Source organism: Lysinibacillus sp. NPDC047702 (genome assembly GCF_050272555.1).
In the GTDB taxonomy this organism is placed as follows: Bacteria; Bacillota; Bacilli; order Bacillales_A; family Planococcaceae; genus Lysinibacillus.
Genome location: NZ_JBNNMG010000092.1, coordinates 1 through 16997 on the forward strand (window position 1 = coordinate 1; position 16997 = coordinate 16997).

13 protein-coding genes and 1 riboswitch are annotated in these 16997 nt (G+C 36.3%); of the genes, 10 read left to right on the plus strand and 3 right to left on the minus strand.

Going from position 1 to position 16997, the window contains the following annotated elements; translation table 11 throughout:
- Positions 1 to 611 precede the first annotated feature (611 nt).
- Positions 612 to 1091, plus strand: coding sequence for a PilZ domain-containing protein (locus ACQKIM_RS26070; protein WP_427549449.1), 480 nt, complete (start codon positions 612 to 614; stop codon positions 1089 to 1091).
- A gap of 191 nt (positions 1092 to 1282) precedes the next feature.
- On the opposite strand, the gene ACQKIM_RS26075 is transcribed toward ACQKIM_RS26070, so the two are convergent.
- Together ACQKIM_RS26075 and ACQKIM_RS26080 are read right to left on the minus strand one after the other, a co-directional pair.
- A complete protein-coding gene (locus tag ACQKIM_RS26075) occupies positions 1283 to 1594 on the minus strand; it encodes a cytidine deaminase (RefSeq protein ID WP_427549479.1) in 312 nt (103 codons plus the stop codon).
- Positions 1595 to 1778: 184 nt separating this feature from the next.
- Positions 1779 to 2426, minus strand: coding sequence for a cyclase family protein (locus ACQKIM_RS26080; RefSeq protein ID WP_427549451.1), 648 nt, complete (start codon positions 2424 to 2426; stop codon positions 1779 to 1781).
- Between the two features lie 336 nt (positions 2427 to 2762).
- Here ACQKIM_RS26080 and ACQKIM_RS26085 point away from each other — a divergent pair, with 336 nt between their 5' ends.
- Positions 2763 to 3839, plus strand: coding sequence for an undecaprenyldiphospho-muramoylpentapeptide beta-N-acetylglucosaminyltransferase (locus tag ACQKIM_RS26085; protein WP_427549454.1), 1077 nt, complete (start codon positions 2763 to 2765; stop codon positions 3837 to 3839).
- 118 nt (positions 3840 to 3957) lie between these two features.
- On the opposite strand, the gene ACQKIM_RS26090 is transcribed toward ACQKIM_RS26085, so the two are convergent.
- The gene (locus tag ACQKIM_RS26090) at positions 3958 to 4506 is read right to left on the minus strand and encodes a GNAT family N-acetyltransferase (RefSeq protein WP_427549456.1); all 549 of its coding nucleotides are present in this window, start codon (positions 4504 to 4506) and stop codon (positions 3958 to 3960) included.
- A gap of 550 nt (positions 4507 to 5056) precedes the next feature.
- On the opposite strand from ACQKIM_RS26090, the gene ACQKIM_RS26095 reads away from it, so the two are divergent.
- The 8 genes from ACQKIM_RS26095 to ACQKIM_RS26130 all read left to right on the plus strand — a co-directional run bounded on the left by ACQKIM_RS26095 (position 5057) and on the right by ACQKIM_RS26130 (position 16833).
- On the plus strand, positions 5057 to 7084 hold the full coding sequence (locus tag ACQKIM_RS26095) for a diguanylate cyclase domain-containing protein (RefSeq protein WP_427549459.1): 2028 nt from the start codon (positions 5057 to 5059) through the stop codon (positions 7082 to 7084).
- A gap of 120 nt (positions 7085 to 7204) precedes the next feature.
- A complete protein-coding gene (locus tag ACQKIM_RS26100; RefSeq protein ID WP_427549462.1) occupies positions 7205 to 7879 on the plus strand; it encodes a response regulator transcription factor in 675 nt (224 codons plus the stop codon).
- Positions 7876 to 9261 carry a sensor histidine kinase gene (locus ACQKIM_RS26105; RefSeq protein ID WP_427549465.1) on the plus strand — a complete coding sequence of 462 codons (1386 nt, stop codon included), beginning with the start codon at positions 7876 to 7878 and terminating at the stop codon, positions 9259 to 9261. Before ACQKIM_RS26100 ends, ACQKIM_RS26105 begins: the two co-directional genes overlap by 4 nt.
- A 232-nt stretch (positions 9262 to 9493) precedes the next feature.
- Complete coding sequence (locus tag ACQKIM_RS26110) at positions 9494 to 12316, plus strand: 2-oxoglutarate dehydrogenase E1 component (RefSeq protein WP_427549468.1); 2823 nt, start codon at positions 9494 to 9496, stop codon at positions 12314 to 12316.
- A gap of 90 nt (positions 12317 to 12406) precedes the next feature.
- Positions 12407 to 13639: a 2-oxoglutarate dehydrogenase complex dihydrolipoyllysine-residue succinyltransferase gene (odhB, locus tag ACQKIM_RS26115; protein ID WP_427549470.1), complete on the plus strand. Its 1233-nt coding sequence runs from the start codon at positions 12407 to 12409 to the stop codon at positions 13637 to 13639.
- Positions 13640 to 14012: 373 nt separating this feature from the next.
- A riboswitch (Lysine riboswitch) is annotated at positions 14013 to 14199 on the plus strand.
- Positions 14200 to 14317: 118 nt separating this feature from the next.
- Positions 14318 to 15175: a transporter substrate-binding domain-containing protein gene (locus tag ACQKIM_RS26120; RefSeq protein WP_427549472.1), complete on the plus strand. Its 858-nt coding sequence runs from the start codon at positions 14318 to 14320 to the stop codon at positions 15173 to 15175.
- A gap of 188 nt (positions 15176 to 15363) precedes the next feature.
- Positions 15364 to 16089 carry an amino acid ABC transporter permease gene (locus tag ACQKIM_RS26125; RefSeq protein ID WP_427549475.1) on the plus strand — a complete coding sequence of 242 codons (726 nt, stop codon included), beginning with the start codon at positions 15364 to 15366 and terminating at the stop codon, positions 16087 to 16089.
- A gap of 12 nt (positions 16090 to 16101) precedes the next feature.
- A complete protein-coding gene (locus tag ACQKIM_RS26130; RefSeq protein ID WP_427549477.1) occupies positions 16102 to 16833 on the plus strand; it encodes an amino acid ABC transporter ATP-binding protein in 732 nt (243 codons plus the stop codon).
- The last annotated feature ends 164 nt before the right edge of the window (positions 16834 to 16997 follow it).

Sequence of the window (16997 nt, forward strand, 5' to 3'; positions counted from 1 at the left end):
TACTTTTTCCCATTTTAACGATAAATGAAACCTATCATTTCTAATTATAAAATCATTTGATTAGATGTGTAGAAATCTTAAGTTGACAGCTATGGACCAAAGTACTTCCCGATTACTCAATCCAATCCCTCCATTACAAAAATAATATTACCTTAATTCTTTTTCGTAAAAATAGGTTCTTCAATTTGAAACGCATTCGTCATTAAATAATAATGTTGTTTTTCTTCTTCATTGTTATCGCTAATTAAATCTTCTAGAAGAGCTCTATATTTTTTGGTGAATTCCAGGAACTTTTCTTGGCTCACTGTAAATTCTTTTTGGAGGGATAGATTGTTCCATTCTTCAACATTTGAAGAATGTAGTTTGAATGTTTCATCATGTGGAGTTACACACGCGTTTTAGCACGACTTAACACTTCTAAAAATGATTGTCTTGTAGCTTCTTTAGACTCAACATAATTAAGCAAATGGTCTGCAGGGATAAACCCTCTTGCTATTGCTTGATAGTACTTAATAAATTTCCTCCTCGTTCTTCGGTTCTTACTAGCTTGATAATTCCATGTTCAAGGTAGTATTTTTTCTAAGCCTGTTTCAGCTGCCAGCTTTGAGAAAATGCTTCAAAAGGGCTTTTTAACACCTCAGATCACAAAGGAGAACAAGAAACCAATTGTAGAGCGACGAGCTTATTATCGATTTAATTTTCCTGCCTATGTAGTGGGAACGATGACAATTATCGAGATTAATCAGAAGAAGGTAGACATTGGAAACACGCCGATACTAATCGAAAATATCAGTTTAGGTGGTATAAAAATCCGTTCTTCATTAAAATTACCGATAAATAGTAGGATGACATTTAAATTTAGTTTTGTATTAATGAAGCAATCCTTTGAGCTAGAAGGCACTTTACGGTGGACACTTGAGGAAAATTTTGAGGTGTACTCCTATGGTGTGGCGTTTAAAATAAAGCAAGAAGAGGAGGGGAGATTAGCTCCTATCATAAATCGTATGACTGCCTTGCACAATAATCATGAAAAAATACAGGATACACCATTTACCTTTGAAGATATAGAAGCTTTTTTAAAAAAAATATAGAGCCTATTTAAAAGATGGGGTTGGGACAGAACTCAATAATTTTTTAAAATAAAGAAAATGGATAATGACTTTTCCGTTTCACTGAGCTGAGTGATCCTTCTTGGGTCAAAAAATGTTAGACCGAGATACAATCGATCTAACATTTTTTCTTTTGGTCCCAGACTCATCTTGTAGAGAATATATATATAGTTTCAGTGAGAAGTTCGACTATACTGCAATACAAGAAGCTCTTTAATCGTAGTTTTAATTACTTCATCATTTAATTCAATCAGAACAAAACAGTCTGTAGCATAGTCTGCGATTAACTCTCTACACATACACCACCCGAATACTCTATCTATTTCATCGGAATAAGGGTGTCTCACTGCTACAATTGTATCAAAATCCTTTTCCCCATTCGAAATTGCACTACCAATTGCAATAGCTTCTGCGCAAACTGTTACTCGTCCTATGTATGCTTCAATATGTACAGCCGAAATGATATCGCCTGCTTTTGTGCGTATGGCTGCTACATGATGTCCTGATAAAGCGTTGTAATTTTTTTAGTTGCTGCTTCTACCAATTCTAAATCCTGCTGAGATATAAGAAATGTTTTCATATAATTTTGACCTCTGTTTCCAATATTTGAATCAAGTTCTTCTAAAGTAAAATGGAATAATTATTTTTAAGCTGACAATCACTCTATCACTAATCATTCAAGATGGCAACAGCTCGTACAGGGGCACCATCAGCATTTTTAAACTTAATGGGCAGGGCACAGAAAGTGAAGAGTCCATCACCAATTTCCCCAAGTCTCGTTAAATTCTCAATAATAACAAAATCGACATCAGCTAAAACTTTTTTATGAATTGTTAAATTAGCATCTAACATCGAGTCAATGCTTATTACGTCGAGTCCAACACCTTTTTTCTTACTTTGCATCAAATAATCTGCGACTTCTTCTGTCAAATATGGATAGTTTCCGAAATAAGTAGCTGTGCCCCAGTATTGATCCCATCCAGTAAAAAATAATAGGAATTCCGCTTGATCAGCCTTTTCTTTTACCGCATTAATTCGATCCATTGCAATTTCTTGACCTTGTTGTAAATCGCTACAATCAATGACTAGCCCAGAACCTATAAATTGTTCGGCTGGTATGTTATCGAGTGTAGTTCTATCGGCAAATATGTGATTTGGAGCATCCATATGTGTTCCTGTATGAGAAGCCATCGTTAGGGAAGTTTCTTTAAATCCATCATTTTCGTGATTACATATTATTTTTAATGATGGCTGATCTGTACCAGGGTAGACTGACATATTTTCAGTGATTGTATGCGTTAAATCAATTATTTTCATATATAAACCTTTCTTTCTTTTTTAAAGCTATTGTACCATTAAATCTCGACGTAACTAAGTTGCTGTTCGTTTGCATCACATTCATTTATAGAAAGAACGTAAAAGGAGTACTGTAGGAATGCCAATCACAGCATTGGCTCAGCTATAAAGGAGATATTTGAATTGCGATGTTTATTTCCATATAGAGACAATGTATTAGTATAGCCTATTTCAATAGGGAAAAGCTGAAAAATTAAAAGCTTCATCTATATCTTTTCATCTGCATATAGTAAAATAAAAGACTGTAAACAATAAGTAGTGATGCTACTATGGCTTTTAAGGAATAGGAGAATTTAAGTGAAACAACAAACAATCATTTTAACCGGTGGAGGGACAGCTGGTCATGTATCACTCAATCAGGCGATACTCCCTTCTTTACAAGAACTAGGTTATGATGTCCACTATATTGGCTCAGAGCAGGGCATTGAAAAGGAATTAATAGGCGAAGCATTTCCTAGCGTTCCGTTTTACGGAATTTCAAGTGGGAAATTGCGTCGTTATTTTTCGATGAAGAATTTTACAGACCCGTTTAAAGTGCTTGCTGGGATGATGCAGGCTTTTCGTATTATCAAAAAAGTGAAACCACAAGTGATCTTTTCAAAGGGAGGATTTGTATCTGTCCCTGTAGTGATGGCTGCGAAATTTGCAGGTGTTCCAGTGGTTATTCATGAGTCAGATGTGACACCAGGGTTGGCCAATAAAATAGCCTTGCCATTTGCCTCACATATCTTTACCATTTTTGAAGAGACATTACAGCATCTGCCAAAGGAAAAGGCGACTTGTACAGGTTCTATCATTCGCCAAGAGCTATTTATAGGAGAGAGAGCAGAGGGATTATCACTTTGTGGCTTTACAACATTAAAACCCGTTTTACTTGTGATGGGGGGAAGCTTAGGCTCAGTTGTCTTAAATGATGCATTGCGTCAAAATTTACCAGAGCTCGTAAAGCAATTTCAAATTATTCATTTATGCGGTAAGGGTAATTTTGATAAGGCATTGGCATCTATGCCAGGGTATAAGCAATTTGAATATGTAACAACAGAATTACCGGATTTATTGCATGCAGCAGACTTTATCGTTTCACGTGCAGGTTCTAATTCTATTTTCGAATTTTTAGCTCTTCATAAGCCGATGCTATTAGTGCCGTTATCTGCGCAAAAGAGCCGCGGTGATCAAATCTTAAATGCAAATTTATTTAAAAGGCAAGGCTATGCAGAAGTTTTAGAAGAGGAAGAACTTACAAAGGAATCCTTTAAAAAATCAGTACATGTTTTGACTGAACATAAAGAGGATATGGTAGCAACCATGAAAAAAACACAAAGACCAAAAACGCCAAAAGAAATGGCAGAATTAATCTTACATTATAAAAAGTAGTCTTTATGAATTGATAGACCAGATAACACCTATTCAACAATTACCACTAAAAAAGCTATGTGCCAGTCAAAATGACAGAACACATAGCTTATTTTATAGAGAAATTAATTTTTTTGAGTTACATTGCTTGTTCTTCGCCTTCTAGCATTTCGTTAGCTGTTGTCAGATAGAACAAGTCTTTTGGGATTTTATATAAATCAAATTGCGCTTTACCACTGTTCACCTGTGATAATAATGTAGGGTGACTTTCATTTGCACTCACGACATAAGGTAACTTTAAAGCTGCACGTTGTGATTTTTTATTTTCAACACGTATACGGAGAAAAACTGTATGGAAATTGTAGTCAAAAAATAATTCGTTTAAAAATAGCATCTTTGCTTTTTGGTTATAACCTTTGCCTTGATAAGGGAGTCCAATCCATGTTCCTAAAAAGCCTGCACCTTCCTCAACATCATGAATGCTAATGGTGCCGATTGGTTGACCCCAATCATCAGTAATGGTCCTAGAAATAGCGAGTCCCTTCGCTTCTTCTTCAATCAGTTGTTTTGTCATAAACCAATATTCATCAGCAGATGTGGCTTTTTGACGAACAAATGGGAAAACAGAAGGGTGTGATAATAGCTCATAAAGCTCTGTACATTCATGTAGGTCTCGATGTTTAAGCATACGAAACGCCTCCTTTACTAGGGTAGTTAAAACAATTCCGTTGAAACATAAAGAAGAAAACTAAAATTCGTACTGGAATTAAAACCCAAAGAACTAGACGTTATAACTATGATAACCATAATTTCCCGCTGTCTTACTGATTTTCGACCATACCGAAAAAAGGCTAGTTTTTTTAATATAATATAACAATCCTACTGTTTAATGCAATCATTTTACTCGCTAAAACAAAAATTAAGTTTAATAGTCAGTTAATTCTGAAAAGTAAATAATGCTATAAATACTTAATTTTGTATGAAAATTTTTTAGGAAGATTAAGTCTATCATATCAATTTTTTCTAAAGTACAATAGTTATCCTATTTCTTTTGCATTATTTAATTTCTTGAAAAGAGGGAAACTATCAAAAAATACCCTGAAAAGGATATAATATCTGTAATTCAAACGAAGTATTTCATTGGAAATATGTTATAATAGTATTATTGATTTTTTTGTATAAATAAACATTAATATAATAATTCTTTTTCAATTTTAACGACTTTTGGGGGTGACAGCATGGAGTATCTTTTAAGCGAAGAATTATTTAATGAATTATTTATTGGCAAGGATTTTGTCTTTCTTATGAAAAAGGTAGGAGACGATTATCAATATATTCGCTTAAATCAAGCAGCTCAAGCTTTGTTATCAGATAAGGCGATTGGGAAAATGCTTTCTACCGTTACCTCAAGTCGCAATTTTTCAATAATTCAGGAATATTATTGTCAAGCCATTATGAAGCATGCTCAAATCGATTATGTGGATTATGCTTATTATAAATCGGAGATTCGAAAATATGAGACATCAGTTCGTCCGCTAAAATACATGGATGAGGACTATGTTTTAGCTATCACAAAAGAGATTCTCTATGACCGTAGTATTGAGGATAAGTTTTTATTTATGCGCTCAATGTTTGACCATGCCTTTTTCTCAACTGTCATTCTATCTGCAGAAGGGGCTGTTTATGAAGTTAATTCAAGCTTCATGGACGATTTTGGATTAGATAATGATGCGGTAAAAAAGAAATTGTTTATTGATTTACCAATTGTCCCTAAAGATGAGATAGAAAATATTCAAACTTATCTACAAAGAGCAGCAATGGGTGAAAATATTGGAGAAAAACTTATCAAACTTCATACATTGGAGAAAAAAGAGCGCATTTATCTAATGTCTCTTTCTCCAGTGATGCAAGGAGATAATTCATTTGCGATATTTCTTATTATGAAAGATTTCACACAATTTACTGAGCAAAAGGCAGAATTACGTTCAAAATCGCATGGCTTAGAAGTTTTTAAGGCTGCTTTGAACTCTGCAACGGCCATTGCAATATGGGATGTTGATGGCATAATAAATGAAGTAAATGATCTATTTTTAAATGCGTCAGGCTTCACGGCGGAGGAGCTTATTGGTCAACCTTATAAGTTAATCGAACCTAGTTACCATACAGAGAATTTATTGCACCTAATTAATAAAACGCTTGGAGCGGGGAATATCTGGCGAGGTGAACTGTGTTACCGTACAAAATATCATGCAGATTACTGGGTAGAAGCAGCGATTGTTCCGTTAAAAAATGAATTTGGCAAGATAGAGCAATATTTATCCATTAACTATGATATTACGGACAAGAAAAGAATGTTAACGGAATTAAAAAATATTGAACGCACATTCCGTCTAATAACTGAAAATACAAATGACTTGATCGTTATTACGAACGAGGATGGTATTATTATTTATGCCTCGCCGTCCTATAGGATTTTCTTAGGCTATGAAAATGTAGATTTACAGGGACAGTTTTATAGTGATATTGTCGACGAGGAAAGTAAAATGGCATGGCAAACATTCTTAAATAACTATTCTGGTCAAACGGATACACAATTTGAGCTATTACTCAAGGCAAAGGATGGTACACCTGTTTGGACAGAAGGTAACGTAACCGTAGTACATGATCCTGAACGAGAAAAAGTTTCGCAAATTATGATGGTATCCCGTGAAATTACGCACCGAAAAGAACGGGAGAACGATTTATTATATTTAGCCTATCATGATACGTTAACACAGCTACCTAATCGACGTTATTTATTAAAGGAGTTTCCAAAGTTACTGGCAGAAGCGCAAGATGCGAATAATTGTTTGGCAATGCTTTATATTGATGGAGATGACTTTAAGGATGTAAATGATCATTTTGGTCATGACACCGGTGATGATTTTATCCAAAAGTTTGGGCAAGTTTTAATCAACTCTGTCAGAGGTCATGATTTAGTGATTCGTATTGGCGGAGATGAATTTATTGTTATACTTACGGGATTAACTAAAGATAATGAAAAGCGAAAGGCACAAATGATGCATATTATTCAGCGCATCCGAAATGAACTAAAAAAAGGATGGATTATTGAAAATAATTACTTTGCTCCGACTGCTTCGATTGGTGTAGCGTATTATCCCGATCATGGGAAAAATTTAGACGAATTACTAGATTTAGCGGATCAAGCGCTCTATAAAGCGAAGGAATTTGGGAAAAATAAACTTTATATTACGGAAGCTCATTGAAAAAAGTCTGTACAAACAAGTATTTGCTTGTGGTACAGACTTTTTATTTGATGTTATGCTATAACCGTGTTAGGTAGGAGATACCTCCATTAAGTGATTATAGAATAGAAGGTGAAAGCAATGCCTAAGAAAATACTTTTAGTAGAAGATGAAAAGCATATCGCTCGCTTTGTAGAACTGGAATTAAAGCATGAAGGCTATGAAGTCTTGGTTGCTTTTGATGGCCGTGAAGGACTCGCCTATGCTTCAACTGAAAATTTTGATGTTCTCTTATTAGATGTTATGCTTCCAGGTATCAATGGCATTGAAATATGTCGCAGGGTTCGTACACAGTCAAATGTACCGATTATTTTATTAACTGCGCGAGATGCAGTAATGGATCGCGTAGCAGGCTTAGATGCAGGAGCAGATGACTATATTGTAAAACCTTTTGCCATTGAAGAGCTGTTAGCTAGAATTCGAACGATCTTACGTCGTGCTATGCCAGAGGAAAAAAATAGTGGGACAATACAATTACGTGATATTGAAATCGATTTAGCAGCTTATGAAGTTTCTGTCCAAGGATTAAAGCTAGATTTAACAAAAACAGAATTTGATTTATTGAAACTCTTAATTGAACATAAAAATAAAGTTTGTACAAGAGAGCTTATTCTAACTTCTGTATGGGGATATGATACAGATATTGAGACAAATGTGGTTGATGTATATATCAGACATCTACGAACAAAACTACCAGGTGAGATGAACGCCTATATAGAAACCGTACGTGGGGTTGGGTATGTGATGCGTGAATGAAAACTTTGAAAAAACATTTGGTGAATCAAACATTACAAAGAAAATGGATGCTCACATCTAGTGCCGTTATCTTTTTTAGCTATGCAATTATATGTATCGTTGTTTATATTTCCTTACATACATGGCTTTTAAATGATGAGGAAAGTAAAGTTACACGCACAAGCTATGATTTAGTATCTTTTTTAGAGTCACAAGGACCAAATCTTACGATACAGCAAATTCAACAAAACACGGGACTTTTAAATTCTATAGTAGATCGTGATCAAACTGTCAGATTATTTAATATGGATAATATTGAGATATTTAGTATTAATGATACTTCTCCAGCTGCACCGCTGACAACTTTACGTGAAATTATAGAAATGACAATTGAAAAAAAGGATGTCTTTGTCATCAATGAGCCGATTCGACTCGGCTTCTTCCAGGGATATATCCAGGTGATTCATCCATTGTCAGGGTTCCAATCATTAATGCATTATTTATTGACAGCCATGCTAATAGCTGGGCTTGGAGCATTAGTGCTATCAGCTTCGATTGGCTATTATCTAGCCAACTATTTGATGAAACCGTTGCAAGAATTACGTTCTTCAATGAAAATGGTGATGGATAAGGGATTTAACGAGCCAATAAAGTTAACTTACACGTCTCATGATGAAATAGGTGATCTATTAAAAATGTATAATGCGATGATGAATGAACTGCAAATTTCATTTACCCAGCAGCAACAATTTGTTGCAGATGCATCCCATGAGCTGCGAACACCTATTCAGGCTATTGAAGGGCATCTATCATTATTGAAAAGATGGGGAAAAGATGATCCAGAAATTCTTGAGGAATCTATTAATACTTCATTAACTGAAATTGCACGGATGCGTAAAATGATTGAGGAATTACTAGAGCTTGCTCGCCGGGAAGAAAAAGACAGTAGTAGTGAGGCTAATGCAGTAGAAGTGATTGAAAGTGTAATCGAGGAAATGGAGCATCTTCATCCAGAAGCGCGAATTATGCTGTCTAAAAATGGAGAAATTGGTCTATTATTTATAACAGAAAATGCATTAAGTCAAATAGTTCGTAATCTAGTAGAGAATGCTATTCGTTATTGTGAAAAAATTCCGGAGATTCAAATCTCACTATCAGTCGCTGGAAATGAGGTACTAATGGAAATAGAAGATAATGGAATTGGTATTGCGCAAGAAAATATACCCTTCATTTTTGATCGATTTTATCGGATTGATGAAGCTAGAAATCGTCAAAAAGGCGGTACAGGCTTAGGTCTTAGTATCACAAAAATGTTGCTTGAAAAATATAATGGTTCTGTGGAAGTCAAGAGTGAGATCGATATTGGAACCGTTTTCTTCATTAAATTCCCGCTAAAATATTAAGAAAAATTCACGCTTTATTTAATTATTTTAGCCTTTGCGAAAAAAATTGCTTAATTTCCTAAAAAGAGTTGTATTTTTTGTGAAGAGTAGTAAGATTGAGATGGAAAAAACGTTCTTTAAAATATGGATAAGTTGTGTCAAACATCCTTTAAAAGAACGGAGAAATATTATATAATTAATTGTAATTTAATTAATGGAACTGCCGAAAGGCAAAATTTGGAGGTCATTTTTCATGTCGAACAACGTTACAACTGTAAGTTCTCCATGGTCAGCTTTCTCTGGTCCTAACCTAGGATATGTGATGGAGCAATACGACTTATTCTTACAGTCTCCTGAAGAAGTAGAACCGGAGTTAGTATTATTATTCCAACAATTTGGTGCACCAGTAGTAGTAGAAGGTGAAGTAGCGGTAGCTAGTAACACAGCGGCTCCTGCTGGCGATTACAAAAAAGTATTAGCAGCTGTGAAATTAGCAGATGCAATCCGTGAGCATGGTCATTTAGCGGCAGATATTTACCCTTTGAAAAACCGTGAACTACAAACAGCTCAAATTGAAGAAAGCGCGTTCAATCTAAGCGCTGCAGATTTAGCTGAAATTCCTGCAGCTGTCTTCTTCAAAGATGTGCCAGCAAACGTGAAAAATGGTAAAGATGCAATTGATTACTTAAAATCTGTTTATACAGATAAAGTGTCATTTGAATATAATCACGTCACAGCAATAGATGAACGTGATTGGATTCAAGCACAAATTGAAACAGGTTCATTTAAACAAGCACTAACTTCTGATGAGAAAAAAGCATTATTAGATCGCTTAACACGTGTTGAAAATTTTGAGAAGTTTATTCATAAAACTTTCGTTGGTCAAAAACGTTTCTCAGGTGAAGGTTTAGATACTCAAATCGTTTTATTTGATGAAATTTTAAAAACAGCAGAAGCTAATAGCGTAGAAAAAGTGCGTATTGGAATGGCACACCGTGGTCGTTTAAATGTATTAACACATATTTTAAACAAACCGTATGATATGATGTTCTCTGATTTCGCACATGTTTCCAATGAATTATTTATACCTAAGGATGGCCGACTTGAAATCACTAAAGGTTGGACAGGTGATGTAAAATACCATATGGGTGCTTCGTACAATCGCGAATCTGGTATGAATGTTAAACTTGCTTACAACCCTTCACACTTAGAAGTCGGAAATCCAGTTGTTTTAGGTTCTGCTCGTGCGGCTCAAGATGATACGTCTAAGCCAGGGCAAGCGACTTATAACCGTACAAAAGGATTAGGTATTCTTGTACACGGTGATGCTGCATTCCCAGGTCAAGGAATTGTAACAGAGGTTCTTAACTTTGCGAAAACAGAAGGATTCACAACTGGTGGTACAATCCACATCATTGCTAACAATATGATTGGATTTACAACTGAGCAGCAAGATTCTCGTTCATCTGTTTACTCTTCAGACCCAGCAAAAGGCTATGAAGTACCAGTTGTTCATGTCAATGCAGATAGTCCTGAGGCTGTAACATTAGTTGGTCGTTTTGCAGCCAGCTACCGTCAAAAATTCGGTAAAGATATTGTCGTTGACTTAATTGGCTACCGTCGTCACGGTCACAATGAAACTGATGATCCAACTGTAACAAACCCAGAGACATATAAATTAGTAGCTAAACACGAAACTGTTCGTGCTTTATATGGCGCACAATTAGTAGCAGAGGGAGTTGTTTCTGCAGATGATGTAGCAGCATTAGACACAGCAATTTATGCAGAAATGCAAACTTCTTATGATCATGTTAAAGAAATGGCTGCTAAAGATGAGCACAAACATTTAGAAATGCCAGAAGAATTAAAAGTAGAGTTCCCACAAATTGATACAGCAGTTGGTGTGGAACGTCTTGAAAAAATAAATGAAGAACTTTTAGTGTTTGAAGAGAAATTCGAGCCACAGAAAAAACTTGGTAAGATTTTAGAAAAACGTCGTGAATCATTTGCTTCTGCAAAAATTGACTGGGGTCATGCTGAAACATTAGCTTATGCTACAATTATTCAAGATGGTACACCAGTTCGTTTTACAGGGCAGGATGCACAGCGTGGTACGTTCTCACAACGTCACCTAGTGTTACACGATAAAAACAATGGTAATGTATTTACACCACTTCATCATATCTCTGGTGCAAGTGCATCGTTTACAGTACACAATTCTCCATTAACTGAAGCAGGGGTAGTAGGCTTTGAATATGGATATAATTTAGAAAATGGTAATATATTATCGGTTTGGGAAGCTCAATTCGGTGATTTTGCTAACATGGCTCAAGTAATGTTTGATAACTTTATTTCAGGTGCACGTGCTAAATGGGGACAAAAATCTGGTTTAGTGATTCTTTTACCACATGGTTATGAAGGTCAAGGTCCAGAGCACTCTTCAAGCCGTATGGAACGCTACTTACAAATGTCAGCTGAAAATAACTGGTTCGTAGCGAACTGCTCAAATGCAGGTAACTACTACCACTTATTACGCCGTCAAGCAGCATTATTAGGTACAGAGGGTGTTCGTCCGCTTGTAGTAGTATCGCCGAAGTACTTACTTCGTCACCCACTAGCTGCTGCGAATGCTGAGCAATTAGCAACTGGTTCATTCCAAGAAATAATTGAGCAACCAGGTCTAGGGGCAAAATCAGACGCAGTAGAGCGCATTGTACTAGGTACAGGTAAAGTCATGATTGATATAGCTGATCACGTAAAAGATGGTGAAGGCTTCGATCACTTACACATTATTCGTGTAGAACAACTTTACCCATTCCCAAAAGAGCAAGTTGCTGGTATTATTGCTAAGTATCCGAATGTTAAAGAAGTAGTATGGGTACAGGAAGAACCGAAAAACCAAGGTACGTGGAATTATGCATTAGAGACATTATATGAACTTTCAGAAGGTAAAAAGCTTCGTTATGTAGGTCGCCCTGCAATGAGCTCAACTTCAGAAGGTGATGCTGATTCTCATAAAGCTGCTCAAGCGGCAGTTGTAGAAGAGGCAGTTGCTGAGCCTGTAAAGGTTAAATAATCACATATTAATTTTTGAAGCCGGGCTGCTTGCTTAGGCAGGTGGCCCTTCTATGTGCATTATGCACGTTAATTAAAGGAGGAAATGAAAGTGGCTGAAATTAAAGTCCCTGAATTAGCAGAATCGATTACAGAAGGAAGTATCGCACAGTGGGTAAAAAAAGTGGGCGATCGCGTTGAGAAAGGTGAATTCATCGTTGAACTTGAAACAGATAAGGTAAACGCTGAAATCATTTCAGAAGAAGCAGGTGTCTTAACTCAAATTTTAGCTGAGGAAGGCGATACTGTACTTGTTGGTCAAGTTATCGCAGTTGTAGAAGCAGGCGAAGGTGCAGCACCAGCTCCAGCGGCTCCAGCTGAAGCAACGCCAGCACCACAAGTAGCACCTGCTCCAGTTGCAGTAGCTCCAGTTGTGGAAGAAACTTCTGGTGAACGCGTAATCGCATCTCCAGCAGCACGTAAACTTGCTCGCGAAAAAGGTATTGATCTTGCTGCTGTATCTCCAGTAGACCCACAAGGTCGTGTACGTGTCCAAGACGTGGCAGCTCATGGGACAGCTCCAGTAGTAGCACCACAAGCAGCACCTGCTCCAGCAGCGCCAAAAGCGGTAGCAGCTGTAGATGAATCACGTGTGACTGTAGAAAAAATGAGTCGCCGTCGTCAAACAATTGCAAAACGTTTACTTGAAGTGAAACAATCTACTGCAATGTTAACTACATTTAACGAAGTTGATATGACGAATGTTATGGCTTTACGTTCTCGTAAAAAAGACCAATTCTTCGAGTCTACAGGCTCTAAACTTGGTTTCATGTCATTCTTCACAAAAGCAGTAGTAGCAGCACTTAAAAAATACCCTTATGTGAATGCACAAATCGTTGGTGACGAAATTCACTTAAACAACTTCTTTGATATCGGTGTGGCTGTATCTACAGAGGAAGGCTTAGTGGTACCAGTTGTACGTGACGCTGACCGCAAAAACTTTGCTGAAATTGAAGATACTATTGCAGACCTAGCGAAAAAAGCTCGCGACAAAAAATTAGGTTTAGCAGATCTTCAAGGTGGCTCATTCACAATTACAAATGGTGGTGTATTCGGCTCATTAATGTCTACACCTATCATGAATGGTACACAAGCTGCTATCCTAGGCATGCACTCTATCAAAAAACGTCCAGTTGAAGTGAATGGTGAAGTAGAAATTCGCCCAATGATGTATCTAGCTCTTTCTTATGACCACCGTATTATCGATGGTAAAGATTCTGTAGGCTTCCTTAAAACAGTAAAAGAATTACTTGAAAACCCAGAAGATTTATTATTAAATTCTTAATGCCAAAGCCCTGCACATCGCAGGGCTTTTTCTTGTGTATGAAGGATAGAAAGTGGAAGAGACGGATAGAAAGGTCGAATTAGCTGATAGAAAAGCCAAAGTGATGGATAGAAACGTATAGAGGCAAACACAACTGTGCTTATAAGATACTTTTAGATTACTAGGCTTACTATCAATAGTAATAATTTGCGATTTTTTTCGCTGAAGCTTCAATATATTTGTTAACTTTGCAAAAGTAAATAATGAATTTAAGATAGATAAAACCCTAATATTGTCATTAATCAGAAAAATGATAAAATTACCTTGACGAATAGGCTAGTTTTATAGTAATATCTAAATATCAATTAAATAAACAAACCTCACATTCATTCTATTGTGAGGTAGAGGCGCGGTATTTATTAGTTCATTGCTGAGTACAAGCAAGCGAAGACGCAATGGAGAAGGAAATATCGCCGAAGTATAAAAGGAGCTCGTACTTTTATACTGGGTCTGCAGTGAATAATTGCAGGACTGTCCTAGTAAATTACTTTCCACATTTACTAGGTTGTGCTATCTCAGAAACATGGAAATTATAGTGAGGATTTGGGCAACTGTCAATTAAAGGTAAGACCTAAGTTCAAAGCTTAGGTCTTTTTTAGTACAGTTGTCTTATTTTTTTACAGAAAAGGGGAGTTTTTCATGAAAAGAAAATGGTTGTTAGTAATGATTTCTATTATGACGGCAATTGTGCTAGCTGCTTGTGGTGCTGGCGACAAAAAAGAGGGCGGTTCAAGTGATGCTGGAGCCGACAAAGAAGAAGGCGGTGGTGAATTCCGTATTGGTATGGAGGCGGGCTATGCGCCATTCAACTGGACACAGCAAGATGATGCAAATGGCGCAGTAAAAATTGCAGATAATGCAGAGTATGCAGGTGGCTATGATGTTCAAATGGCAAAAAAAATTGCTGAGGGTTTAGGAAAAGAATTAGTGATTGTAAAAATGGAATGGGATGGTTTAGTACCAGCACTTCAATCCAATAAAATTGATGCTATTATTGCTGGGATGTCTCCTACTGAAGAACGTAAGCAAACAATTGATTTCACTGAAAACTATTATACTTCTGATTTTGTAATGGTTATTAAAAAAGGCAGTAAATATGAAAAAGCAAAATCAATCCAGGATTTCTCTGGTGCTAAAATTACTTCACAATTAAACACTTCAAACTACAAAGTGATTGACCAAATCAAAGATGTACAAAAGCAAACGGCTATGGATAGCTTCCCAGCAATGCGTGTAGCACTAGAGGCAGGAAAAATTGATGGCTATGTAGCAGAGCGTCCAGAAGGTATTTCAGCAGCAGCAGCTAATGATAAATTCACATATATAGCTTTTGAGGAAGGCTTTGATACAGATCCTTCTAATACATCCATTGCAGTTGGTTTACGCAAAGGTGATGCAGATCTTGATAAAATCAATGAAATTTTAAAAGGAATTTCAGAAGATGATCGCCAAACAATAATGGAAGATGCCATTCAGCAACAACCAGCAGCACAGTAACAGGAATGCACGGACTTTTCGCTAGTCCGTGCATGTCATTTCATCATTATTCAATGAGAACCTCTCTAAATAATGATAATGTCTTAGCTACATAATTCATAAAATGGTAGAACAATCGTGTTCATCATGCTAGTTAGCTAGGAATATAAAGAAGAAACAAGCAACACAATGTTGTTAGGAGGAACATCATGAGTCTTGAATGGATTATCTCTATTGTAGAGAATAACTGGCAAATGTTTTTACGAGGTGCGTATTATACCTTATTAATTTCGAGTATTAGTACAATTATTGGTGCATTTATCGGATTTTTCATCGGGATTATGCATACCATTCCGGTTCGTAAAAAAGGTGTGAAATTTTACAGTTTAAAGCTGATTAATTTTATACTTACATGCTATGTTGAATTCTTCCGTGGTACACCAATGATTGTACAAGCGATGGTTGTCTTCTTCGGATTGGATATAGCATTTGGTATCGACATGCATTTTATTACAGCAGGTATTTTAGTAGTTTCTCTGAATACCGGTGCTTATATGACGGAAATTGTGCGTGGTGGTATTGTTTCAATTGATAAAGGTCAATACGAGGCTGCTTCAGCTATTGGTATGAATCATTTCCAGATCATGCTACATGTTGTACTACCACAGGTTGCACGAAATGTATTACCTGCAACAGGGAACCAATTAATAATGAATATTAAGGATACTGCTGTTTTAAACGTTATTGGTGTAACGGAATTATTCTTCCAAACAAAATCAATTGCAGGGAATAACTTCCGCTATTTTGAATCATTCTTTGTAGCTTGTGTCCTTTACTTTATTATGACATTTACGGCATCACGAATTTTATTATATGTTGAAAAACGTCTTGATGGACCAGATGCCTATCAAAAAGAACAGAAAGAAGCAATATAGGGGGACGCACAAATGACAGTCATTAACATCAAGCATTTAAGTAAATCATTTGGTCGTAACCAAGTGTTAAAGGATGTCAATTTTCAAGTAGAAAAGGGTGAGGTAGTTTGTTTAATCGGCTCCTCTGGATCTGGTAAATCAACATTACTTCGTTGCATCAATTTATTAGAAACGCCAAGTGGTGGGCAGATTATCTACAAAGGTGAAAATATTCTTGATGATAAGCATAATATTCAAAAGTATCGTACACATTTAGGCATGGTTTTCCAGCAATTTAACTTATTTAACAACCATAATGTATTAAACAATTGTACAGTAGGTCAAATAAAAGTATTAAAGCGTTCAAAATCAGAAGCTGAAAAAATAGCTTTAGAATATTTAAAAATTGTTGGTATGGATCAATATGTAAATGCGAAGCCAAGACAGTTATCTGGTGGACAAAAACAGCGTGTGGCTATTGCGCGTGCACTATCAATGAGTCCAGATGTGATGCTATTTGATGAGCCGACATCTGCTCTCGATCCAGAAATGGTAGGGGAAGTATTAAAGGTTATGCGCCAGCTTGCAGATGAAGGCAATACGATGTTAATCGTGACACATGAAATGGAATTTGCAAAAGAAGTAGCAGATCGTGTCGTATTTATGGATAAAGGTGTAATTGTAGAAGAGGGACCACCTTCACAAGTTTTAGTAACACCTCAGCATGAACGAACAAAAGAATTTTTAAAGCGTACTTTAAAATAAATTTCAAGTAGAAATGAAAAAAGTGAGTCCAATATAATTGGGCTCACTTCATAGTGTTGAAAAACTAAATGGTCAAGGGACTCTTTGTGAATACTACTAATTCAAATGAAGGTGATTTCCGTTCCAGGCTACTCGCTTTCCAGTGGGCGAGCGACGAGCCGCTT

What these genes read in the sequence shown, in the direction of transcription:
- ACQKIM_RS26105 (WP_427549465.1), top strand. Translation starts at nt 7,876, where the DNA reads ATGAAAACTTTGAAAAAACATTTGGTGAATCAAACATTACAAAGAAAA.
- ACQKIM_RS26080 (WP_427549451.1), bottom strand. Translation starts at nt 2,426, where the DNA reads ATGAAAATAATTGATTTAACGCATACAATCACTGAAAATATGTCAGTC.
- ACQKIM_RS26090 (WP_427549456.1), bottom strand. Translation starts at nt 4,506, where the DNA reads ATGCTTAAACATCGAGACCTACATGAATGTACAGAGCTTTATGAGCTA.
- ACQKIM_RS26110 (WP_427549468.1), top strand. Translation starts at nt 9,494, where the DNA reads ATGTCGAACAACGTTACAACTGTAAGTTCTCCATGGTCAGCTTTCTCT.
- ACQKIM_RS26120 (WP_427549472.1), top strand. Translation starts at nt 14,318, where the DNA reads ATGAAAAGAAAATGGTTGTTAGTAATGATTTCTATTATGACGGCAATT.
- ACQKIM_RS26100 (WP_427549462.1), top strand. Translation starts at nt 7,205, where the DNA reads ATGCCTAAGAAAATACTTTTAGTAGAAGATGAAAAGCATATCGCTCGC.
- ACQKIM_RS26130 (WP_427549477.1), top strand. Translation starts at nt 16,102, where the DNA reads ATGACAGTCATTAACATCAAGCATTTAAGTAAATCATTTGGTCGTAAC.
- ACQKIM_RS26125 (WP_427549475.1), top strand. Translation starts at nt 15,364, where the DNA reads ATGAGTCTTGAATGGATTATCTCTATTGTAGAGAATAACTGGCAAATG.
- ACQKIM_RS26095 (WP_427549459.1), top strand. Translation starts at nt 5,057, where the DNA reads ATGGAGTATCTTTTAAGCGAAGAATTATTTAATGAATTATTTATTGGC.
- ACQKIM_RS26070 (WP_427549449.1), top strand. Translation starts at nt 612, where the DNA reads ATGCTTCAAAAGGGCTTTTTAACACCTCAGATCACAAAGGAGAACAAG.